We start from the raw sequence: 23,406 nt of genomic DNA, 5'->3' as shown, positions 1-23,406 counted from the left end.
ATCAGACTCCGGGTAGACGCACGTGCCAGACCGCATACGGCTGACCGAGGCCGAGCCACACATGCTGGTTGGCGCCGCGCCAGGCGATGGGTTGGTTATGAAGCAGGTCGTGGATATCAAGCGGGGCGTCAGGGGCGTAGCCCCAGTCGCCCAGCGGTAAGGAGAGGTCGGCGGCCTGGGCGTTGTGCGGATCCATGCTGATGGCCACCAGCACCACGTCGTCGCCCGAGCGCTTTTCAAAGAAGAGCACCTGCGCGTTGTTTGCTGGCAGGAAACGCACTCCCAGATGACTCTGCAATGCGGGATGCGCGCGACGAATGGCATTCAGCCGGGTGATCTCGGCAACGATATTGCCTGGTGCGTTGAAGTCGCGGACGCGAATCTCGTACTTCTCCGAATCCAGGTACTCCTCCCTGCCCGGCATGGGCGCGGCTTCGCAGATCTCGAAGCCGGAATACATGCCCCACAGCCCGGACAATGTCGCCGCCAACGCCGCACGGATGAGAAATCCCGGCCGGCCCGAGGTCTGCAGGAAGTACGGATCGATATCCGGCGTATTGACGAAGAAATTCGGCCGGAAGAAATCCTTCGGCGGCGTGGTCGTCAACTCAGTCAGGTAGTCGATGAACTCCTGCTTCGAATTGCGCCAGGTGAAGTACGTGTACGACTGGCTGAAACCCACTTTGGCCAGGCGGTACATCGGCTTGGGGCGGGTAAACGCTTCGGACAGGAACAGCGCGTCGGGATACTTCGCGCGGACCCTCGCGATCATCCATTCCCAGAACGGGAATGGCTTGGTGTGTGGGTTGTCGACGCGGAACGTGCGGATGCCTTCGTTGGCCCAGAAAAGCACGACGTCGCATAGCGCCTGCCACAGCGAAGGCACCGCCCCGTCGGCATAGAAGTCGACATTGACGATGTCCTGGTACTTTTTCGGCGGGTTCTCCGCATAACGGATACTGCCGTCAGGTCGCCAGTCGAACCATTCCGGATGTTCTTTCAGCCAGGGGTGGTCCTGCGAACACTGAATGGCGAAGTCGAGCGCCAGTTCGAGGCCGTGCTCGCGAGCGGCATCGCGCAGCGCGCGGAAGTCGTCGAGGGTGCCCAACTGTGGATGGATGGCGGTATGGCCACCGTCCGGCGAGCCGATCGCATAGGGACTGCCCGGGTCGTCGGGACCCGGCGTCAACGTATTGTTCGGCCCCTTGCGGAAGGCCGTGCCGATAGGATGGATCGGCGGGAAATAGAGCACATCGAAGCCCATGTCGCGAACGGCAGGCAGGCGTGCGATGGTGCTGCGGAACGTGCCGTGCTTCGTCTTGTCCTGGGTCATCGAACGCGGGAACAGTTCGTACCAGCTGGCGAAACCGGCCTCGCGTCGATCTACCTCGAGCTGGAACGAGTCAGTGACCGTCGAACGAACGCGCGGGTCGGTCACGGTCATCAGTTCCAGCGTGCTATCGGCAAGCAGGAGCTCCAGCCGCTCGTCGCCTTCGGCTTTGGCCACGGCCGCAGCGAGGCTGCGCAAACCCTTCGCCTTCGCGCCCGAGGCATCCTTCGCGCGTGCTTCGACCAGAAGCCTGCCTTCCTCCAGCTCGAGTTCCACGGGAACGTTGGCCTCGTGCTTCACCTCGAGTTCGTGGCGATAGCTGCCGAACGGATCGCGCCAGGCTTCGATCCGGAACTCGTAGCGACCCATGCGTATAGGCGTGAAGCGCGCCGAGTGGATGTCGTTGTTCACCGGCTCGAGCACGACTTCGCGCCAGGTCTTTTCGTCCAGCGCGCGGTAGCGCAGACGCGCGGCGAGTACATCGTGGCCATCCATGAAGATATCGGCGGTGACATCGATGGCCTGCCCGACGATCCGTTTGGCGGGAAACCGACCGCCGTCCACGGTGGGCTGGACGGCTTCTATGACGACGCGAGGGGCTTTGGTAGCTGACTGCATGAATTCCTTATGGGCGGAGGCGCCGATCTTGCGTTTCACCGGCGTGCCGGCATGGGCGGTCAGCGTCAGCACGGCACCCGGATGCAATACGACGCCGTCACCTTCATCGAACACCTTGCGGCCATCGGGCGTGGTCCAGGGACCGAAGTGGGAGGCGTCGCCGATCAAGGCGTCGTCAGCGGTCAGCGGTGCCTCGCGATCGAGCGATGCGTTGACCAGGGTGAGCGTGGCGCGCGGCGCCGTGCGCGCATCCGCGCCGTCCACGGTGAGGAAGGCGGCGATGCCCTTTCGCGTGACGATGGTCGGAACGCTGCCGACGTGTTCGCCGATGGCAGCGTTGGCGGCCTTGACGGTCGCGGTTACGTCCAGCACTGCCACCGATGCCAGCTCGGCGGGAGTGATCGCATGGCCACGCCGCGGATCGAGCGCGTCGTGCGCGGCGTACTCGAAGCCGACCGGCATCATCCAGCCGGCAGGCGCGATGGCGGCGAAGGCGATGGCCCGACGGTAGGCGTGATCGAGCTGGTTCTCTTCGCCCAGTTCATCGCCCAGCCGCGTGGCGAACGGTTGTTCGGTACAGGCCAGCGCGGGCGCAATCGCCTGCAGGCGAACGGCTTCCTCGGCGAACCAGGGTGAGCGAAAGTCCCACCAGTTTGCCGAGGAGACCACGGCATCGAAGCCCGCGCCGCGCATCGCCGTCAGGTCTTCCGGGGCGCTGCCCGGCGTCCAGGCCAGGAAACCGACCTCGGGGGTCGCCTCGTGCACCGCGTCGATCAGGGTCTTCCACTGCGATGCGGGAAGTCGCTGCGGATGCATCAGGCGAAAGCCGGCCACGCCGGCCGCAGCCCAACGGCGAAGACGCTCGATCCACCATTGCGTGGCGGCGTCGGCGACGGCCGGATCGTTCAGGCGCCAGCGGGCGCTATCGCTTTCGCTCGGCGTCCAACGGGGGTCCGGCGTGCCGTGTTCGACCGCAATCGCGCGAAACCAGCCAGGATGCTCGCTGCGCACCGGCGAGTCCGAGGCCAGTTCGTCCAGCGGCAGGTCGAGCCACAGCTCCATATGCTGCGCACGGCAGGCCTTGGCGATCTGGCCCAGTCGCGTCGTGGCGTCGCCGTCGGCGGCGAGGGCGGGGTTGAGCCGGTCGAAGTCCCGCGTGACAAAGACGTCGCCGCAGGCCGAGGCCTCGAACGGCGGCGCGATCAGCAGCTGGCGGAAGCCCAGCGAGGCCGCATGCTCGATCCAGGCGTTCCACGCGGTCATCGGCCCTGCAAGCAACGGATGCAGGTAGTAGATACAAAGGGGCGCACGCATGCTTGCCGACATGTCTCTCGTGTTCCTCGGGGTTGGAACGAGCATGCCGGGTCGGATGTATGCGTCGTGCCAATGGACCCGGACACGCGAAGGCATTCACAGTGACGCAGACGGGTGTTGCGGCAATGTGAACGCGTGGGTTTTTGCGGTGTGTGGGAGCCGCTTCAGCGGCGAACCCTCAGGCTGTCCGGTACGCGAATGAAGCCGCGAGGTGATCTTGCGAGCGAGTGAACGCCTGCATAATGCGAATCAACGCCTCATTCGCGAGATCACTGTTGAGGCTTCGCCGGCGCAGCCGGCTCCTACAATGGTAGGCATGAGCTCGCGTCGCGAGCTATCCGTTTGTGCTGTCCCGCATCGCACGGGCAATCGCCTGCTCGTCATCGCCAGGCCGTTCGGCGAGCAATGCCGCCGCGCCGAGGCGGTCTTCGACCGGCCGGTTCTGGCCGAGCTTCCATTTGCCTTCGATGCGGTCGATGGGCAGGCGGATGCCGATGATGGCGCGGAGGTTGGCGGCGACGTAGTCGTCCGGGGCGTCGTCGACCTGCCAGGGAACCGGCTGGTTGGCGGCGTGTTCGGACTGGTTGGTCAGGCTGACCAGATGCGCGCGCAGGCGTACGGGGTCGTCATAGGTTTCGATGCGCCCATAGGCATGGACGGCAATGTAGTTCCATGTCGGCACTTCGCGGTGATGCGTGGCCTTGCCGGGGTAGCCGTTCGGCGAGATGTAGGCATGGGCGCCGGCGAAGATCGACAGCACCTCGCCGGCGTGGCGGCTCACGTGGTTGTTGGGCCTGGCCACGTGGGCGTACAGCGTTCCGAACGGGCCTTCATCCGGGACGAGGACGAACGGCAGGTGACTTGCCTCGATGCCGCCCTCGCCCGCCGTGACCAGGGTGCCGAAGGCGATCGAGCGGATCGCCTCGTGCAACACGGGCAGGCGGGATTCGACGAAGGACTTCGGCGTATACATTTACTGGCCGAACTTGATCTCTTCGCCTTCGTGGCCGCGGTCCCAACCGCGCAGTTCGTCGCGGATATGGGCGATGCGCTGGCGGCCGAGCGCATTGCGCTCCTCGTCGAGGACCAGCCCGTCGAGCAACTCAGCCAGTCGCTGCGCCGTCGGCAGCATGGCATCCCAGGCGTCCAACGCAGGTGCCGGGCCCGGCAGGGCCATGAAGAACGACAGGCCCGAGGTCTGCAGCGTGGCGATGCGGCCCATGTCGAAGTTACCCGGCTTGGTCAGGTTGGCCACGCTGAAGATCGGACCCTGCTCCGGATGACCGTCGACCAGGCGGTGATAGATACCCATGTCGCCGAATTCGAGGCCAGCCTTCTCAGCGGCGACGACCAGGTCGGAGCCGTGGAACTTGCTACCTTCGCGAGCGACCACGTAAAGGCTGACGATACGCTCCACCGGCGCGTGCGACGGACGGCGACCGAGATCCGAGCGCGGCGGGGCCTTGGGCGGCGGTGCGGGCGCCGGGACCGGTGCCGGCGCGGCTACGGGTGGGCGCACCGGCGCAGGAGCCGCGGCAACGGGCTCGTCGAGCTCGAACGGCAGGTCGATACGCGGCTCGATGCGCTGCTGCGACGGATGTTGCGGAGCAGCCGGCGCGACCGGCTCATCGCGAGCCTCCGGCGGACGAATCGCCCCACGATCGCCGGAAAGCGAGGTGCCGAGGCGCTCCAGTTCGGCGCGCAGATCCACGTCCAGCTCGCCCTGCTTGGGCGATGGGCGGAACAGCGGGTCGTTGGCGTCGTCGTCGCGGGCGCTGAATTCGCGGTCGTCGCGGGTGTCGTACGTACGATCGTCCCGCGCGCTGAAGGATTCGCCGCCGGCTTCGCCGCCTTCGTCACCGTTGTCGTTGAACACCGGCTCGCGCCGCTCGCGCGAACGCTCCTGCGCCTCCGGCATGGGCTTGCGGCGGCCCTGCTGCTCCTTGCGCGGCTGGCCGAACAGCCAGATCAGCACAAGGACGACGATGCCGACGAAGAGCATCGGGATGCCTACTGCGGGGTTCCAGGCGAGGCCGATGACGGGATTCATGCTTCGATTCCTTGTTTAGTACTTAAGCCGCGCCGACGAGTTTGGACGCTTCGGCGAGGTCGACCTGAACCAGGCGGGACACACCCGGCTCGCGCATGGTAACGCCGCACAGCTGGTACGCGGCCTCCATGGTGGCCTTGTTGTGGCTGACAAAAATGAACTGCACCTTCTCGCTCATCTCACGGACCAGGGCGGAGAAGCGGCCGACGTTGGCTTCGTCCAGCGGTGCGTCGACCTCGTCGAGCAGGCAGAACGGCGCCGGGTTGAGGCCGAAGATCGCAAACACCAACGAGACCGCGGTGAGCGCCTTCTCACCGCCGGAGAGCAGCGTGATGTTGCTCACGCGCTTGCCTGGCGGGCGCGCCATGATCGCCACGCCGGCATCGAGAAGGTCTTCGCCGGTAAGTTCCAGGTAGGCGTGTCCGCCGCCGAACAGGCGCGGAAAGAGCTCCTGCACACCCGCATTCACGCGGTCGAAGGTTTCCTTGAAACGTTGGCGGGTCTCGCGGTCGATCTTCTTGATCGCGCCTTCCAGCGTTTCCATGGCGCTGACCAGGTCGGCCAGCTGCGCATCGAGGTATTCCTTGCGCTGTGACTGTTCGGCGTGTTCCTGGATCGCGGCCAGGTTGACCGGCTCCAGGCGGGCGATCTTCTGTGCCAGGTCGACCAGCTGCTTCTGCCAGTGCTCGGGCTCGGCGTCTTCGGCCAGTTCGGTGAGCAGGGCTTCGAGCTCGAGGCCGGAAGACTTGATTGCCTGGGCCAGCTGTTCGGCGCGAAGCTGCAAAGCCTGCGCAGCGAGACGCTTCTCGGAGACGTTCTCGCGCACCTGGTTGAGGACGTGCTCGGTGCGCTGGCGTTCCTGCTCGAGGCGACGGAACTCGGCGTCGCAGTCTTCGAGGGCGCGGCGCGCCTCCACCAGTTGCTTGTCGACCAGCAGGCGCTGGTCGAGGTAGGTCTGGCGCTCTTCCTCGAGCTCCGCGATGGGGTCGGACCCGGCGGCGAGCTGCTGGTCGATCTCATCGCGACGCGCCGTGACCTGGCGCAACTGCGTATCCAGACGGGCCAACGCCTGCTCGAGCGAGGTGAGCGCCGCGCGCTTGGACTCCATGCCCAGCGCGAGCTGATGCGACTGGTCGGCGGCTTCGCGTGCGTTGATGCGCGCTTCTTCGCGCGCTTCAAGCAGTTCGCGACGCTCGTTCTCGAGGCCACGGCGTTCGTCTTCGCGGTCGCCCATGAGGCCGACGGCCTCGTCCAGGCGCGAGCGTGCATCCCGCGTCTGGCCGGCCAGCTCGTCGACCTGCTCGAGGATGACGCTGATTTCGCCGCCGACCTTCTCGGCGCGAGCGCGCGCGGTTTCCATCTTGCCGCGATGGCTCTGCAGTTGACCGGCCAGCTCGGAGAGCCGGCGATGGGCGGCGTAGAGGTCGCGCTGCGCGTCGTCGCGCTGGCGCTCGGTCTCGAACTTGCGCGTGCGCAGCGCCTCGAGCTGTTCGGTCCCCTCTTCGCTGGAGGCTTCCAGCGTTTCGATCTGTTCGGCCAGCTGGCGAATCTCGCGCTCACGGGCGAGCACGCCGACCTGGTTACCCTGGGCGCGCAGCACGCGGGCCCAGCCCGGACCCATCCAGGCACCATCGCGGGTGATCACCGACTGATGCGCGGCGAGCGAGGACACTCGGGCCGCGGCATCGTCGACGGAGTCGGCGATGAAGACGTGGCCGAGCAATGCCACGGCCGCCACCGGGCCGCGCACATAGGCAGCCAGCGTGCCGGAAGCACCGGGGCCGCCCTGCTCTTTCGAGAACAGCGCGACATCGGCCTGGCCGAGCGAGTCGAACTCGGGGGTCAACGCGCCGATGGCATCCACCAGCACGCCATCGAGCACACCGGCGAGCACGGTTTCCACCGCGGATTCATAGCCGGCATCGACCTGGAGCGACTCGCCGAGACGGCGCGAACGGTCGAGACCCAGACGCGACAGCCAGCCGCTCGCGGCGGATTCCTCCTGGCCGAGCGCTGCGGTCTGCAGGGCTTCGAGCGAAGCCTGGCGGCCACGCGCGGTCTGCAGTTGCTGGCGTGCTTCGTTGAGGGTCGACTGCACCTGGCGCTCTTCGTCGAGCACGCGCTCGTACGACACCTTGTGTTGGTCGAGTACGCCACCGAGCGCTTCGACGCGCTCGCGCTGGGTGTCGTGCTCGATGTCGAGCTGTTCGGACGCGGCGTTGAGCGCGGCGACGTCGGTCGCGCGCTGTTCGGTTTCGAGCGCTTCCTTCCGGCGGGAAAGATCGACGGTCTGGCGGTCCAGATAGGCCAGCTTGGTCCGTTCGACTTCGGCGGCACGGCTCGATTCCGAGGCGCCACGCGTATGCGCGTCCCAGCGCTGCTGCCAGTCGGCCAGCTTGGTTTCGGTGGCGCGCTGTGCTTCGCCGGTGTCGTCCTGGATCTGCTGCAGGGCTTCGAGCTTCGGCTCGCCCTCGGCCAGGGCCATTCGCAGGGTTTCCACCTGCTCGCGATCGGCGGTGATGTGGCCGTTCAGTTCCTCGAACTCGCGCTCGGTGTCGGCGCGGGAACGGGTCAGGCGTTCGCTCAGGTCGCGGTTGTGGCGAACCTGCTGCTCGACGCGTGCGATCTCGGCGCCGACCTTGTACACCTCGCCCTGCACCTGGTTCAGGTGCTCACTCGCGCCGTGGTGGCGCTCGCGAACACTCTCCAGCTGCGCCTCGATCTGGCGCTGGCCGGCGAGATGCTTCTCGATCTCCAGTTCAGCCTCACGCAGACCCGAACCCTCACCTTCGTGCTGGCGGTGCAGCGTGCGGTACTCGAGCGCGCGCAGTTCGGCTTCGCGGTGGGTGTGCTCTTCCTTGAATGCCTTCCAGCGTTCGGCCGCACGGGCCTGGCGGTTGAGGTGGTCGAGCTGCTTCTCCACTTCGTCGCGCACATCGCGGACGCGGTCGAGGTTTTCGCGAGTGGCCTTGATCCGGCTTTCGGTTTCCTTGCGGCGCTCCTTGTACTTGGAGATGCCCGCCGCTTCCTCGAGGTGGGTACGTAGTTCTTCCGGCGCCGCCTCGATGATCTGGCTGATCATGCCCTGCTCGATGATCGAGTAGCTGCGCGGGCCCAGGCCCGTGCCGAGGAACAGGTCGGTGATGTCGCGGCGACGGCAGCGCGCGCCATTGAGGTGGTAGGAGGACTGTCCGTCGCGGCTGACGATGCGCTTGACCGAGATTTCCGCGAAGCTCGCGTACTCGCCCTGGATTGTGGCATCGCTGTTGTCGAAGATGAGCTCGACCATGGCCTGGCCCACCGGCTTGCGCGCACTGGAGCCGGAGAAGATCACGTCGGTGAGCGAATCACCGCGCAGCCGGCTGGCGGCGGACTCGCCCATGACCCAGCGAATGGCGTCGATGATGTTCGACTTGCCGCAGCCGTTAGGGCCGACGACGCCGGTCATATTGGTGGGCAGGTGCAGCGTGGTGGGGTCGACGAACGACTTGAATCCCGCCAGCTTGATCGTGGTCAGACGCATTATGGTTTCCGTTGGGACGCGGCCGAGGGCTCCGTTCGGGAGCCACCCCCTGGCTGATCGGTCACTTTGCCAAAGGGGGGCGGGGTGCGCAATACGCGAAGCAGCATGAGGTTAAAGCGCTAACCCGTTGTTTTGTCGGCCCAACGATCACTCACCGGGAGCTTTTGCCTCGATCGCGAGGGCATGAATACCGTCCGGCATCATCTCGCCCAGTGCAGCGTAGACCATCCGGTGCCGCTCGATCGGGTTCTTCCCGGCAAAAGCCGGGCTGACGATACGGGCGAAGAAGTGGCCCTTGCCCTCGCCAGAATGCCCGGCGTGCTTGTGGCCCTCGTCGATCACTTCGAGCTGGACCGGGGCGAGAGCCTCGGTCAGCAGCTGGCGGATGCGCTCGACCTTCTCGACGGTCACGGCAGGACGACGCGCAAGGGCCGGACCGTGACCTCGCGGTAGACGCCCGCGCCGATGTACGGGTCGGCGTCGGCCCAGGCCTGGGCGGCCTCGAGGCTTTCAAACTCGGCCACGATGAGACTGCCGGTGAAGCCGGCCTCGCCCGGATCCTCGGCATCGATGGCCGGGAACGGGCCAGCCAGCTTCAGGCGGCCTTCTTCCTTGAGCGCCGAAAGCCGGGCCACGTGGGCCGGACGCACGGAGAGGCGCTTTTCAAGCGAGTTCGGGTGATCGATACCGGTGATGGCGTAGAACATGGGTGGCTCCTTATCAGGCTTCGGGACGCATGGTCGGGAACAACAGGACATCGCGGATCGACGAGGAACCGGTCAGCAGCATCACGAGGCGATCGATACCGACACCGAGGCCACCGGTCGGCGGCAGGCCGACTTCGAGCGCGCGAATGTAATCGGCGTCGTAGTGCATCGCCTCGTCGTCGCCGGCGTCCTTGGCGTCAACCTGGGCCTGGAAACGCGCGGCCTGGTCCTCGGAATCGTTGAGCTCGGAGAAGCCGTTGGCCAGCTCCTTGCCGTTGATGAACAGCTCGAAGCGGTCGGTGATGCCCTTGTCCGTGTCGCTTTCGCGCGCCAGCGGCGAGACCTCGACCGGGTGATCGGTGATGAAGGTCGGCTGGATGAGCGTGTGCTCCACGGTCGCCTCGAAGATTTCCAGCAGGAGCTTGCCCCAGCCGTAGCCCGGCTTGACGTGGATACCGAGGCGCTTTGCGTGCGCGGCCATCGCTTCGCGGTTGCGCAGGTCGGCCGGCTTGATCTCGGGATTGAGTTCGAGCACGGCGTCTTCCATGCGCCAGCGACGGAACGCCGGACCGATGTCGATGGTCTCACCGTCCCACTCGATCACCGTGTGGCCGACCACATCGGCAGCCGCTGTGCGGATCATGCCTTCGGTGATGTCCATGATCTCGTGGTACGTGGCGTACGCCTGGTACAGCTCGAGCATGGTGAACTCGGGGTTGTGTCGGGTGGACACGCCTTCGTTACGGAAATTGCGGTTGATCTCGTAGACGCGGTCGAAGCCGCCGACAACCAGGCGCTTGAGGTAGAGCTCCGGCGCCACGCGCAGGAACAGCGGGATATCGAGCGCGTTGTGGTGCGTGGTGAACGGGCGCGCCGTGGCGCCGCCCGGGATCACGTGCATCATCGGCGTTTCGACTTCCATGAAGCGACGCGGTTCGTCTTCGAGCCAGCGGCGCACATGGCTGATGATCTTCGAGCGCAGTGCAAAGGTGCGGCGCGACTCTTCGGTGACGATGAGGTCGACATAGCGCTGGCGATAGCGCTGCTCGACGTCGGCCAGGCCGTGGTGCTTGTCCGGCAGGCCACGCAGCGACTTGGTGAGCAGCCGGATCGACTCGACCTTGACCGACAGCTCGCCCGTCTTCGTACGCATGAGCAGGCCTTCGGCACCGACGATGTCGCCGAGGTCCCAGCGCTTGAATGCGTCGTAGCCTTCCTCACCCAGCGTGCCCTGGTGAACGAACAGCTGGATGCGGCCTGTGCCGTCCTGCATCTGCACGAAGCTCACCTTGCCCTGCCCGCGCATCAGGATGATGCGACCGGCGACGGTCACGCGGCGCGGCGTACCCTCGATGGACTCGGCGGTAAAGGTGTCCTTGTCGGCGAATTCGGCCTGCAGGTCGCCTGCGAAGCTATCGACCTTGAAGTCGTTCGGATAGGCGATGCCCTGCGCACGCAGCGATTTCAGTTTCTCGCGACGCTCGGCGATGAGGCGGTTCTCGTCGGCGGCGGTAACGGGAGTGTCGGCGCTGGTGTCGTCGGTCATGATGTGATTCTGGCTTCGTGGATGGAGGGCCGGGCGCGGCTGCGCGCCCGGGAACATCAGGCATCGATGCGCTTGGAGCCGGCCTCGAGGCCGGACTTCAGGCTGGCTTCGACGAATCCGTCGAGATCGCCATCGAGCACCTTCTGTGTGTCGGTGCGTTCAAGACCGGTGCGAAGATCCTTGATGCGCGACTGGTCGAGCACGTAGTTGCGGATCTGGCTGCCCCAGCCGATGTCGGACTTGGTCGCTTCCAGCGCATCCCGCTCGACGTTGCGCTTCTGCACTTCCAGCTCGTAGAGCTTGGCTTTGAGCATCTTCATCGCGCGGTCGCGGTTGGCGTGCTGGCTGCGTTCGGTCTGGCAGGCCACGACCGTGTTGGTCGGGATATGCGTAATGCGCACGGCCGACTCGGTCTTGTTGACGTGCTGACCACCGGCGCCGGACGAACGGTAGACGTCCGTACGCAGGTCGGCCGGATTGATGTCGATTTCGATGTTGTCGTCGACTTCCGGCGAGACGAACACCGAGGTGAAGCTGGTGTGCCGGCGGTTGTCGGAGTCGAACGGGCTCTTGCGGACCAGGCGATGCACGCCGATCTCGGTCTTCAGCCAGCCATAGGCATAGTCGCCTTCCACACGGAAGGTGGCCGACTTGATGCCGGCGACGTCGCCCGCGCTGACTTCCATCATCTCGGTTTTCCAGCCGCGCGACTCCGCCCAGCGCAGATACATGCGCAGGAGGATTTCAGCCCAGTCCTGGGCCTCGGTGCCACCGGCACCGGCCTGGACATCGACGAAGGCCGCCGCCGAATCCAGTTCGCCGGAGAACATGCGCTGGAATTCCAGCTTACCGACGCGGGCGTCGACCTTGCCGAGATCGTCGAGGATCGACGCAATGGTGCCCTCGTCGCCATCGGCAGCGGCCATCTCGAGCAGTTCCTTCGAATCGTCGAGGGAGCCGGTCATCTCGTCGATGCCGGTGACGATGCCGTCGAGTTGGGCGCGTTCACGGCCCAGCTCCTGGGCGCGCTTGGGTTCATCCCAAACCTTGGGATTTTCCAGTTCGCGGGTTACTTCTTCGAGGCGTTCTTTCTTGACAGCGTAGTCAAAGATACCCCCTAAGCGACTCGACACGGCCCTTGAGGTCCGTAATCTGCGCGAAGATCGGATTGGTCTCGATCATGGTTGGCTTGCCTAAAGCGTCTAATCCTAACAAATCCTGCGGTGCCCTGTGGGAGCCGCTTCAGCGGCGAGAGGGGTCATGGCATCACCGCTCCGTTGGCTTTTCGCCGATGAATCGGCTCCCACAAGGTTGTATCAGGCTGGCAGGGCCTCCTGGTGGATGCCGCGGACGGCCCGGCCGGAGGGATCGGCGGCGGCGGCGAAGGCGGGATCCCATTCGAGGGCCGCGGGCGACGAGCAGGCGATCGACTTGCCACCGGGCACGGTCGCGGCGCAGGCCTCGCCGGGGAAGTGCTTCTCAAAGAGGGTCCGGTAGAAGAAGGCCTCCTTGGTGGCCGGCGTGTTCAGCGGAAAACGGGCGGCGGCCGCGGCGAACTCACGGTCGGAGACCATGGCCTCGGCATGGGCCTTCAGTCCGTCGATCCAGCCATACCCCACGCCATCGCTGAACTGCTCTTTCTGTCGCCAGAGGATCTCCTCGGGCAGCGCACCCTGGAATGCTTCGCGCAGGATGCCTTTCTCGATGCCCTTGCGGGCCACCATCTTCGCTTCGGCGTCGAAGGCCATGGCGATATCGAGGAATTCGGTATCCAGGAAGGGCACGCGTGCTTCTACACCCCAGGCGGACATCGACTTGTTCGCGCGCAGGCAGTCGTAATAGTGCAGCGCGTCGAGCTTGCGGATGGTTTCCTCGTGGAAAGCCCGGGCCGAAGGCGCCTTGTGGAAGTACAGGTAGCCGCCAAAGATCTCGTCCGAGCCCTCGCCGGAGAGCACCATCTTCACACCCATCGCCTTGATACGCCGCGCTAGCAGGAACATGGGTGTGGACGCGCGGATCGTGGTGACATCGTAGGTTTCGATATGGCGAATCACCTCGGGCAGTGCATCCAGGCCTTCTTCGAAGGTATAGCGGAAGCCGTGGTGCACGGTGCCCAACGCTTTGGCGGCGACCTCGGCAGCCGCCAGGTCCGGCGAGCCTTCCAGGCCGATGGCGAACGAATGCAGGCGCGGCCACCAGGCCTCACCGCGGTCGTCTTCCTCGATGCGGCGACGCGCGAAGCTGGCCGCCACGGCGGCGACAAGGGATGAATCAAGGCCGCCGGACAGGAGCACGCCGTACGGCACGTCCGTCATCATCTGCCGATGCACAGCCGCTTCGAAGGCCGCGCGCAGGTCTTTCGGTTCGATCGTTCGTCCCGCGGTGACGTCGTAGTCGCGCCAGGCCGGGGTCCAGAACCGCACCGCCTCGCCCGTCTCGCTGTCGTAAACATGGCCGGGCGGAAATGGCGCCACGTCCGCGCACACGCCGACCAGGGACTTCATCTCCGAGGCCACGCAAAGGCGCCCTGCCCGGTCGTGGCCCCAATACAGCGGACAGACGCCGAGCGCATCACGCGCGATGAGGAAGCGATGGCGACCGGCGTCCCAGAGGGCGAAGGCGAAAATTCCGTTGAGCTGGCCAAGAAATCCTGCGCCGTGTTCGCGATAGAGCGCGTTGATGACCTCGCAGTCGGAGCCCGTGGTGAAGGCGTAGTCGCTGGCGGCGCGCAGTTCGCGGTGGTTGTAGATCTCGCCGTTCACAGCCAGGGCCAGATCACCTTCCGGCGAGCGCAACGGCTGGGCGCCACTGGCGGGATCGACAATGGCAAGGCGCTCGTGAACGAGAATCGCGCCCTGGTCGACGTAAACGCCGCTCCAGTCCGGGCCGCGATGGCGCTGCCGCTGGGAAAGCTCCATCGCCTGCGTACGCAGGGCGATAAGGTCGTCGCCGGCCGTGAGGCCGAACATCCCGAAGATCGAACACATGATCTGTCACTCCTGGTCGGTATCTGGAAAGTTACTGATGACGAGAAAGGTGCAAAGAAAAAGGCCCGCCTGGTGAGGGCGGGCCTTTGGTGTGTGGGGTGATTTCGCTAACCCGCCTACACGCCGACCCTCCCGAGGTTCCGGGCATTATTGGTATTGGCGTTATTGGCGGTGAGGCGGATCATGGGGTGAATAGAGCATGATCCCGAGATCGATGCAAGCACCCTTTCGCCGCTGAAGCGGCTCCCACGGAAAGCGGAAAGCATCGCCGCTGAAGCGGCTCCCACATTATCCTTGGATTCCCCGGCGCTTTGTGTGGGAGCCGCTTCAGCGGCGATGCCTGCGAAGCACAACGTCAAGGATTACCAGATGCACCCCCTACTCGCCGTCGCCCTCATCGCCACCGCCCAGCCCGCACCCGCCTGGCTGGCCGGCGACTGGGAGCCCTACAGCAACGCCTTCATCGGCCTGCACATGCTCAGCGTCCAGGGCAACAACACGCTCAGTTGGAAGGATTGCAGCAACGCAAGCTTTGAGGTCGTCGACACCAGCGACAACAGCGTGACGATCCACCTGGCGAAGAACAGCCGATGCACGCTCGACGACGCACCGCCAACACGCATGGACACGGTGCGTTTCACCCTTCGCGACAACCATTGCGATCTGGGCGTAGCCGTCTACGCGTCGCCTGATGCTGCCAAACGTAACGAGCCGTCCGCGGAAGGCCTATACGGCAAATCCAGGTGCCCGTCGGGGCCGGCGTCTCAGGCCGCGGCCAATCTTTCGACCACCACGCGGTAAGCCTCGGCGGCGGATCGTTCGGCAACGTGCGCGAAATCGCGCACGCGCCACTGGCCGCCCACCATCACGTCGCGCACCAGAGGCGTGTTGCCGGCGAACAGGAAGGTGTCGATCACGTCGGCTTCGTCGCGTGCAGCGAGCAGCGGCGAACGGTCATCGAGAACGAGAAGGTCGGCGCGCGCACCCTCGCCCAGCCGTGCAATATCCGTGGCTGCAGCCAGGGCACCGCCCTGCAACGCACGCTGCCAGAGTGTCGTACCGACGCTTTCTTCCGGCCGCCGGGCGGCCACGTTGCGATGCCGCGTAATCAGGCGCTGGCCATATTCGAGCCAGCGCAGCTCTTCCACCGGCGACACGGAAATGTGCGAGTCCGAGCCGATGCCCAGCGTGCCGCCCGCATCGATGAAGGCAGCCAGTGGGAACAGTCCATCGCCGAGATTGGCTTCCGTCGTTGGGCAAAGCCCGGCGACCGCGCCGCTTTTCGCCAGGCGATCGGTTTCTTGCGGCGTGAGGTGCGTCGCGTGGATCAGGGTCCAGCGCGAGTCCACGTCCGCGTGGTCGAGCAACCATTCGACCGGACGCGCGCCACGTACGGCGAGGCAGTCCTGGACTTCGCCAATCTGTTCGGCGATATGGATATGAATAGGCAATTCGCGGCACACGCCGCTAGCCAACAGGGTGCGCATGGCCTCTTCCGGCACCGCACGCAGCGAATGCAGCGCGATGCCCAGGCGCAGCATGTCGTTCTGCATCGGCGCCAGGCGTTCGAGCAGGGCCACGTACTGGCCCACGTCGTGACGGAAACGCTGCTGCCGTTCGGTCAGCGGGCGGCCGTCGAAGCCGCCGGTCATGTAGAGCACCGGCAACAGGGTCAGGCCGATGCCAGCCTCCTTTGCCGCCTCGATCAGCGCCAGCGACATCGCCGCGGGCTCGGCATAGTGAACGCCGCGCGGGCCATGATGCAGATAGTGGAACTCACAGACCTGCGTGTACCCCGCCTTCACCATTTCCACATAGAGCTGGGTGGCGATCGCCTTCAGGTCGTCCGGATCGATGGCTTCTGCGAAGGCATACATCGTTTCGCGCCAGGTCCAGAAGCTGTCCTCACCGGGACCGCGCCGCTCCGCCAGGCCCGCCATCGCCCGCTGGAAGGCGTGCGAATGTAGATTCGGCATGCCCGGCAGCACGAAACGGCCGATGCGCTCGCCGACAACGGCGGGAGCGGGAGCGAACCGCCCACCGGTGATCGCCAGGGCCGGCCCTCCCGCATGCCAGCTGCCTTCCTGCCAGAGGAAATCCGCGGTCAAGGTGGCAAGTGACATGGGGGTGTCCTGTGGTTTCCAGCGGGCATGGTAACCGACGGGCATAATGGGGGAATGACCGAGACCCTCGCCGCCCAATCGCCGAAGCTGCTTCTTCGTCTGGCGCGCCCGACGGACGTGCCCGAACTCGTCGCCCTCACCGCCCGTGTCTACACGCCCGAATGGGGCCACTCGGCGGAAATGCTGCAGGGCCAGCAGACCCACTTTCCCGAAGGCCAGTTCGTGGTCGAGTACGAGGGGAAGATCGTCGGCTTCTGTGCCACCTTTCGCATCAACGAGGCCGTGGCACTCGCGCCGCACACCTGGATGCAGATCACCGGTGGTGGCTTCGCGTCGCGTCACGACCCAAAGGGTGACTGGCTCTACGGCATGGAAGTCGTCGTGCATCCGGATTACCGCGGCATGCGCATCGGGCAGCGCCTGTACATGGCGCGCAAGCGACTGTGCACCGACCTGAAACTTCGCGGCATCGTTTTCGGTGGCCGAATGCCCGGCCTCGCACGCGCGATCAACCGCTACGGCAGCGCGGAAGGCTACGTGCAGGCCGTGGTCGACGGCAGCCGTCGCGATGCGACACTGAGTTTCCAGTTGCGAAATGGTTTCGAAGTGATCGGCCTGTTGCGCGAGTATGTGCCGTCCGACCATGAATCACTCGGTTATGCGGCGCACCTGATCTGGCGTAACCCACAGCTGCACGATCATCCGGATACGCCCAAGGTCTCGCAGAGCCATCGTCTGCCGGACTCCGTGCGCGTGGCCTCGGTGCAGTACCAGCAGCGACGGATCAGCTCCTTCGCCGAGTTCGCCACCCAGGTGGAGTACTTCGTCGATATCGCCGCCGACTACGATGCCGACTTCGTCGCCTTTCCCGAACTGATCACGCTGCAGTTGCTCTCGATCGAGAACGCCGAGTTGTCGCCGGTGGATTCCATCCGCCGACTCTCGGAGTACACCGACGAGGTCAAGGCGATGTTCCATCGCCTTGCCGTGCACTACAACATCAACATCATCGGTGGTTCCCACCCGACGCGGCAACCGAACGGCGATATCCACAACGTCTGCTACGTATGCCTTCGCGACGGTTCGATCCACGAGCGCGAGAAGCTGCACCCGACGCCCAGCGAGCGCAATGTCTGGAACATCACCGGCGGCGATACGGCTGCGACGATCCAGACCGACTGCGGGCCGATCGGCGTGATGATCTGCTACGACTCGGAGTTCCCCGAAGTAGCGCGCCACCTCACCGACCAGGGTGCGCTGATCCTGTTCGTCCCGTTCTGCACCGATGTACGCGAGGGCTACCTGCGCGTACGTTACTGCTCGCAGGCGCGTGCCATCGAGAACCAGTGCTACGTGGTGCTTTCCGGTAACGTCGGCAACCTGCCCGGCGTCAATAATTTCGACATCCAGTACGCGCAGAGCTGCATCCTCACGCCGAGCGATTTACCCTTCGCGCGCGATGGCATCGCCGCGGACTCCACACCCAATATCGAGACTGTCTTGTTCGCTGACCTTCGACTGGAAAACCTGGCCCGCGCGCGCAACTCCGGCGCCGTGCAGAACCTGAAAGACCGCCGCTTCGACCTTTACCAGGTGCGCTGGTCGCGCATGCCGGAGGCCAAATGAACTTCTCCCGTCTCCGGGAAGTCGGTCAGCACCGCTGGCTCTCGCCCTACCAATGGCGTCGTCGCATCCTGTTCTGGACGGGCGCCGTCGTGGTCGGCCTCGCCGCCGTGCTTTTCGCCAAGGCGGCGGATTTCGCCTTCGAACTATTCCGTGGCGTCGCCTCGCATGGCTGGTGGGTGCCCCTGTTCATCACCCCGACCGTGTTCGCCCTGCTGTGCTGGCTGACCCAGGGCGCGATGAAGGCCACGCGGGGCTCCGGCATCCCGCAGGCGATCGCCGCATTGAAGATCGAAGATGAAGACTTCCGCGCGCGCCTGCTTTCGCTCAAGGTGGCCGGCGGCAAGATGGCTCTCACCCTGGCGGCCCTCCTCGGTGGTGCTTCTGTCGGCCGCGAAGGCCCGACCGTCCACGTCGGCGCGGGACTGCTGTATTCCATGGGGCGACGCTTCGGTTTCGACGATCCGACCGCGGCGGGCCGTTTCATTCTCGCCGGCTCGGCGGCCGGCCTCGCGGCCGCATTCAATACGCCGCTGGCGGGCGTGGTCTTCGCCATTGAAGAGATGTCCGGTACGTTCGAACACCGCATCAGCGGCACCCTGCTCACCGCGATCGTCGTGGCAGGTGTCGTTTCGCTCGGTATCCTGGGCAATTACTCGTACTTCGGCGATATCACCGCGGCGCTGCCGCTGGGCAGGGCGTGGATTGCGGTGCTGCTCACCGGCGTCGTCGGCGGCCTCGCCGGCGGCCTGTTCTCTCGCCTGATCATTCCGTCCGCCGTCGGCTTTCGCGGTGCCATGGGACGTCTTCGCGCGCGCCAGCCCGTGGTCTTCGCCGCCGTCTGCGGCCTGGCGCTCGTGTTGCTCAGCCTGCTCAGTGCCAATGGTCTCTACGGAACGGGCTATGCCCAGGCACGCGATATCCTCCAGGGTCACAGTGACACGGGCCCTTTGTTCGGCGTACTCAAGTTCCTCGGCAATATCGCTTCGTCGTGGGCTGGCATTCCCGGCGGCATTTTCTCTCCGGCCCTCGCCGTCGGTGCCGGACTGGGCGGGAACATCGCCCACCTCCTTCCCGGTGCCGACACATCGGCCGTCGTGCTGCTCGGCATGGCTGCCTATCTCGCCGGCGTCACCCAGGCACCGCTGACCGCCGTAGTCATTTCGCTGGAGCTCACCGCCAATCATCAGATGGCGCTGCCGATCATGGCCGCCTGCCTGCTGGCGCGTGCGATCTCGGGCGCGGTCTGTCGTGTCCCCGTCTACAAGGCGCTCGCCGATGCGCTCATGGACAACTACGAAGAGGAACGCCTGCGCCGCGAGCCTCCCGCCGCCGAGGGAGCAACATCGCCATGACGACCGATGATCGCTGGGACGGCCTGCTACTGGACGTTGGCCTCGCCACGCTCGTCGACAATGGCGTGCCCTATGGGGCCATCGCGGAGGGCGCCATCGGCTGGCGCGATGGCGTCATCACGTTCGCCGGCGCGCTGAGCGATTTGCCGGGTGAGCCACATACCTTGTCGCATCGGGTCGAATCCCTGCCCGGCACCTGGGTGACGCCCGGTCTCGTCGATTGCCACACGCACCTGGTGTTCGGTGGTGACCGCGCGCAGGAATTCGAGCAGCGTCTCGAAGGCGCTACCTACGAGGAGATTGCGCGTGCGGGCGGCGGCATCGTCTCCAGCGTACGCGCCACGCGAGCCGCCAGCGAAGACGAACTGCTGCGACAGTCGCTGCCGCGGGCGAAAGCCCTGCTCGCGGACGGCGTGACCACGCTGGAAATCAAATCCGGCTATGGCCTGGAACCCGATGCCGAGCGGCGCATGCTCCGCGTTGCCCGACGCATCGGTGTCGAACTGGGTATCGACGTGCGCACCAGCTTCCTGGGACTACATGCTTTGCCCCCCGAGTATGCAGGGCGACGCGACGAGTACGTCGCGCTGGTCTGCGACACCATGCTGCCTTCGCTGGCCGGGGAAGACCTGGTCGATGCGGTGGATGCGTTCTGCGAGGGTATCGGCTTCACTCACGCCGAGACCGAGCGGCTTTTCCATAAGGCGAGCGAGCTGGGCCTGCCGGTCAAGCTCCACGCCGAACAGCTGTCCGACCTAGGCGGTGCGGCGCTGGTCGCCCGCTACGGCGGTCTCTCCGCCGATCATCTCGAATGGACCAGCGAGGAAGGCGTGCGTGCCATGGCCGAGGCCGGCACGGTCGCCGTGCTCCTGCCTGGTGCCTACTACGCCCTTCGCGACACGCGCCCGCCACCGGTCGAGGCGTTTCGTCGCCACGGCGTGGCCATGGCGGTGGCAACCGACCTCAATCCCGGCACCTCACCCCTGCTCTCGCTGCGCCTGGCGATGGGCATGGCTTGCACCTTGTTCCGCCTGACCCCGGAAGAAGCGCTGCGTGGTGCAACGGTCCATGCGGCACGCGCCCTCGGCCTCGACGACCGCGGCACACTCGCCCCCGGCCGACGGGCCGACCTCGCCATCTGGAACATCCGCCATCTGCCGGAGCTTTGCTACTGGATCGGCGGCGGCCTGTTGCGCGAGGTACGGGTCGCCGGGGAACGTCCTGAAGCGGCGTAATCCGCGCTACTTTTCCGAATAGTTCCATCGATTGGCGGGAACTTCTCGCCTAAGATCTTCGACGTTGATCTCGCGTGGCACGAGCCGCGCGTCGTAAGGAACACCGTTGAACGTTACACCGCCAGCACGCCGCGGGAACCGCGCCACGTCCCGCCGCGTCGCAAGCCTGATGTTCGCTCTATCGCTGCTCGGCAGTTGTGCCGACCGCAGGGAAACCGAGGCCGAGCGCAGCACGCGCGCACGGCAGATGCGCGACGTATCGCGGATGCTCGACGCGATGGAATCGCCGCCTCCACCGGGCACGAACGGGCTCGCGCCCAGTGCCGCCGCAGATGCGACCTCAGCACTGCTGGAACCTGCCACGCCCACGCAAGCTTCCGAACCGTATGCTCCCGCCGTCTGGCCAGGCGGGCTGCTCGCCGTGACTGCCGGCGTCGTCGTCGCCGGCATCGGTGCCTGCCTGTGGTGGCGTCGCCGGCGACCTCGACTCATTCCCACCCCGAAACCGTCCATCACGGCCTTGTTTGCCACCGACGTTTCCGTGCCGACTGCCGAGGCCATCGACCTGAAGCCACCTGAATGGGTCTATGAGGACTCACCCTACGCAACGCCGTTGCTCTATCTGGTCCCGGATCCTGTCGACCTGCTCTTGCCCGCTTCGTCCACCTCGTCGCCTGGCGACACGCTGCTGGAGCAGCTTCACCGCATCGATGCAAGCCCCGCCCTGCATCTTGTCGGCGACGAACACTTCCCGGAAATCCGTCGCGTGGGCGAGGGCAGCGCCAGTGTCGATGCCTGGCAGGCCATCGTCGACGACGCCGGCAAGGGAGACAGCGATGATGCCCGACTGGCACGCTGGCTCGCACCGGCCATCCTCGCGCTGCGCTCGCGCGACCTGCGCCGACCGGACGCCGAAGCGCTGCTCGAGGATGCCGCCCAGCGCACCCGGGACGGCATGAATCGCGCCGCGGACGACGAGCGCCCGCACTGGGTGGCCCGCGCGGTTCGGGTCGAGCTGGCCCGCATCGAGCGCCTTTCGGGGGCGACACGACTGTTTGCCCTGCGCGCCTTGCAGTCGCGCCAGGGCGTCGACCTCGGTGCCGAGGAACCGCCCGTGCTCGACGCGTGGATCGACGTGCAACTGACCTGGGCCGGCTGGCTTCTCGGTGGTGGCGCCGCCGCGCGCCAGGCCGAAGCCGAAGCCTTATGCGATCGTCTCGCCGCGATCGGGCCCGACGCGGTGACACGCGCACTGCGCCGGCGAGCCGAAGTCTTTCTCCAGCGCGCCGAGGGTGAGAAAGGCGCGGCACGCCTGACCAGTCTGCAACGCGCGCAATCCCTGCTCGAGGACGCCTACACGCAGGGCGGCGATGCCGGCACGGCACTACTGCTCGCCCGCTGCGCACGTCTGCGCGCGATGACACTGCCGCCCGCCGATGCCGTCGATGCCTGCTCGCTGGGGCTCACGCATGCCTTTCTCGCCGAGCAGGATCCCGCATGGCGCATGGATGCGCTCGAGTGTCGTCTCTCCATACAGCTGACCTATGAGTCGCTACCCGGACGCGCGATCCAGGGCGAAGTGGCGGCATCACTGGGACGTGAACTCGCATCGATGGAAGCCGATTCCGTTGGCGCACGCACCGCCATGGCGGCGACGCGTCTGCGCGAAGGCGATTTCGCCGGCGCCAGCGCACTTTGCGAAGCGGCGTGGCGCAGCGGGGGTGACGACACCCACCTGCTTAATCTCTGGCGCGACGCCTGTCGCGGCTGGACCCAGACCGCCGACACCACAGGCCACGACCGACACGCACTCGCTCAGGCCGTACGCCAGCTTGCGATCGCACGCGCCACTCTCTAGACCAGGAACGCCGCACACCCATGAGCTCCCCCCACTTCACTGACGACGCGCCTTTGCCATTCTGGAACACGCGTTACGGCATTACCGCAGCGGTTGCCACCGACAACGTCGTCGCGCGGTCGCTCCAGCTCTATGGCGAATGGGCCGAGCACGAGACCAACCTGCTCAGCGGCTTGATCGAAGAAGGCCACACCGTCCTCGAGTTCGGCGGCGATTTCGCTGCACATGCCCTATGGATGGCGCACGCTGTCGGCCCACTCGGACAGGTGCATGTCGTGGAGCCCCGTCGCATTCGCTTCCAGCAACTCTGCGCGAACGTGGCCCTGAACCGGCTCGACAATGTTTTCACCCACCCGGTGTGGCTGGATCGCAGTGCGGGGCTGCACTCGTTCGGCGCGAGAGAAACCGTGCGCGCGATAACAATCGACAGCCTGCAACTGGAATCCGTGCACCTGATGAAGTTCAACCTTGCCGACACGCTTGTCGACGCGCTCGCCGGTGCGAGGGAAACGCTGCGCGAGCACCGCCCTCTGCTCTATGTGCGCCTGTCGGGCATGGACCAGGCCGCAGCGGAAGTCGCGTCAATCAAGGCGCTCGGTTACCGCGTGTGGTCGCACGTACCCTACCTGTACAACAGCGAGAATCACGCTGGTGTCGACGACAACATCTTCCCCGGCATCGTCCAGCAGAACGCCATCGCCGCGCCGGCAGACAGTCATTTCGAGTTCGGCGACCGTCTCGAGCTTTGAGGCGGTGCGTCGCGAGGCCGAAAGCGAGCCAAACAAAAAGGTTCTTCGCGGATTACCGGGTCGCTCTCTACACTTGGGCGTCTCGCGGGGGAGACCTTGGTGCCCCCGGCCATTGTCGGAGCCCCGGGTCGATGTGGAGGCGGTTGCTGGCACCCGGCTGCCGAACACCTTCCTCGCGCCTGTGCCTGCGCGCCGGCCGGCGATGCTGCCGCGCGCTTTGGCTCGACCCACGCGAACCTCAGGGCTCGGGAGAGCCTTCGGTGCCCACCCTCGAGGCGAGTTCCGCACAAGTGGAGCGGCCGCAGGCCACATAAGACATGGGCCGCGAAGCGGTCTTCCGAACCGAGCGCGGAGGACTGTCTGAGCAGCGAGGGTGGGCACCGAAGGC

The 23,406-nt window shown here is 65.8% G+C and carries 16 protein-coding genes; 6 read left to right on the top strand and 10 right to left on the bottom strand.

Annotation, left to right across the window (positions count from 1 at the left end; all coding sequences use genetic code 11):
• Window position 1 precedes the first annotated feature (1 nt).
• From C8J98_RS15125 to asnB, 9 genes are all read right to left on the bottom strand, one after another.
• A complete protein-coding gene (locus tag C8J98_RS15125) occupies window positions 2-3,274 on the bottom strand; it encodes a maltotransferase domain-containing protein (protein WP_199229930.1) in 3,273 nt (1,090 codons plus the stop codon).
• Between the two features lie 322 nt (window positions 3,275-3,596).
• Window positions 3,597-4,235, bottom strand: a complete 639-nt coding sequence (locus C8J98_RS15120; protein ID WP_107914026.1) for an FMN-binding negative transcriptional regulator — start codon at window positions 4,233-4,235, stop codon at window positions 3,597-3,599.
• Window positions 4,236-5,312 (bottom strand): cell division protein ZipA, encoded by a 1,077-nt coding sequence (zipA, locus tag C8J98_RS15115; RefSeq protein WP_107914025.1) that lies wholly within the window; start codon window positions 5,310-5,312, stop codon window positions 4,236-4,238.
• Window positions 5,313-5,334: 22 nt separating this feature from the next.
• Window positions 5,335-8,835 (bottom strand): chromosome segregation protein SMC, encoded by a 3,501-nt coding sequence (smc, locus tag C8J98_RS15110; RefSeq protein ID WP_107914024.1) that lies wholly within the window; start codon window positions 8,833-8,835, stop codon window positions 5,335-5,337.
• 147 nt (window positions 8,836-8,982) lie between these two features.
• Window positions 8,983-9,246 carry a BolA family protein gene (locus C8J98_RS15105; RefSeq protein WP_107914023.1) on the bottom strand — a complete coding sequence of 88 codons (264 nt, stop codon included), beginning with the start codon at window positions 9,244-9,246 and terminating at the stop codon, window positions 8,983-8,985.
• Window positions 9,243-9,542, bottom strand: coding sequence for a YciI family protein (locus tag C8J98_RS15100; RefSeq protein ID WP_107914022.1), 300 nt, complete (start codon window positions 9,540-9,542; stop codon window positions 9,243-9,245). Before C8J98_RS15100 ends, C8J98_RS15105 begins: the two co-directional genes overlap by 4 nt.
• Window positions 9,543-9,555: 13 nt before the next feature.
• On the bottom strand, window positions 9,556-11,088 hold the full coding sequence (lysS, locus tag C8J98_RS15095; RefSeq protein WP_107914269.1) for a lysine--tRNA ligase: 1,533 nt from the start codon (window positions 11,086-11,088) through the stop codon (window positions 9,556-9,558).
• Between the two features lie 56 nt (window positions 11,089-11,144).
• Window positions 11,145-12,270 (bottom strand): peptide chain release factor 2 gene (prfB, locus tag C8J98_RS15090; protein WP_107914021.1). Its coding sequence is split into 2 segments (ribosomal slippage): window positions 11,145-12,194 and window positions 12,196-12,270, totalling 1,125 coding nucleotides; the frame shifts between segments, so codons are not numbered across the junction.
• Between the two features lie 134 nt (window positions 12,271-12,404).
• Window positions 12,405-14,075, bottom strand: a complete 1,671-nt coding sequence (gene asnB, locus C8J98_RS15085) for an asparagine synthase B (protein ID WP_107914020.1) — start codon at window positions 14,073-14,075, stop codon at window positions 12,405-12,407.
• Window positions 14,076-14,444: 369 nt separating this feature from the next.
• Here asnB and C8J98_RS15080 point away from each other — a divergent pair, with 369 nt between their 5' ends.
• Entirely contained in the window at window positions 14,445-14,876 is a 432-nt protein-coding gene (locus tag C8J98_RS15080; protein ID WP_146171647.1) for a hypothetical protein, read from the top strand.
• Here C8J98_RS15080 and C8J98_RS15075 read toward each other — a convergent pair.
• Complete coding sequence (locus C8J98_RS15075) at window positions 14,840-16,198, bottom strand: formimidoylglutamate deiminase (protein WP_107914018.1); 1,359 nt, start codon at window positions 16,196-16,198, stop codon at window positions 14,840-14,842. The two genes, C8J98_RS15080 and C8J98_RS15075, sit on opposite strands and share 37 nt — an antisense overlap.
• Before the next feature lie 54 nt (window positions 16,199-16,252).
• Here C8J98_RS15075 and C8J98_RS15070 point away from each other — a divergent pair, with 54 nt between their 5' ends.
• The 5 genes from C8J98_RS15070 to C8J98_RS15050 all read left to right on the top strand — a co-directional run bounded on the left by C8J98_RS15070 (window position 16,253) and on the right by C8J98_RS15050 (window position 23,018).
• A complete protein-coding gene (locus C8J98_RS15070; RefSeq protein WP_107914017.1) occupies window positions 16,253-17,824 on the top strand; it encodes a bifunctional GNAT family N-acetyltransferase/carbon-nitrogen hydrolase family protein in 1,572 nt (523 codons plus the stop codon).
• Window positions 17,821-19,176, top strand: a complete 1,356-nt coding sequence (locus tag C8J98_RS15065) for a chloride channel protein (protein WP_107914016.1) — start codon at window positions 17,821-17,823, stop codon at window positions 19,174-19,176. Before C8J98_RS15070 ends, C8J98_RS15065 begins: the two co-directional genes overlap by 4 nt.
• Entirely contained in the window at window positions 19,173-20,411 is a 1,239-nt protein-coding gene (hutI, locus tag C8J98_RS15060) for an imidazolonepropionase (RefSeq protein WP_107914015.1), read from the top strand. Before C8J98_RS15065 ends, hutI begins: the two co-directional genes overlap by 4 nt.
• 106 nt (window positions 20,412-20,517) lie before the next feature.
• Complete coding sequence (locus C8J98_RS15055; protein ID WP_158272722.1) at window positions 20,518-22,269, top strand: hypothetical protein; 1,752 nt, start codon at window positions 20,518-20,520, stop codon at window positions 22,267-22,269.
• A 20-nt stretch (window positions 22,270-22,289) separates the two neighbouring features.
• Window positions 22,290-23,018 carry a hypothetical protein gene (locus C8J98_RS15050; protein WP_107914013.1) on the top strand — a complete coding sequence of 243 codons (729 nt, stop codon included), beginning with the start codon at window positions 22,290-22,292 and terminating at the stop codon, window positions 23,016-23,018.
• Window positions 23,019-23,406 lie beyond the last annotated feature (388 nt).

The organism is Luteibacter sp. OK325, from assembly GCF_003050935.1.
In the GTDB taxonomy this organism is placed as follows: domain Bacteria; phylum Pseudomonadota; class Gammaproteobacteria; order Xanthomonadales; family Rhodanobacteraceae; genus Luteibacter.
The sequence above is the reverse complement of the archived record's forward strand: the minus strand, read 5'-3'. Positions and strand labels throughout refer to the sequence as shown.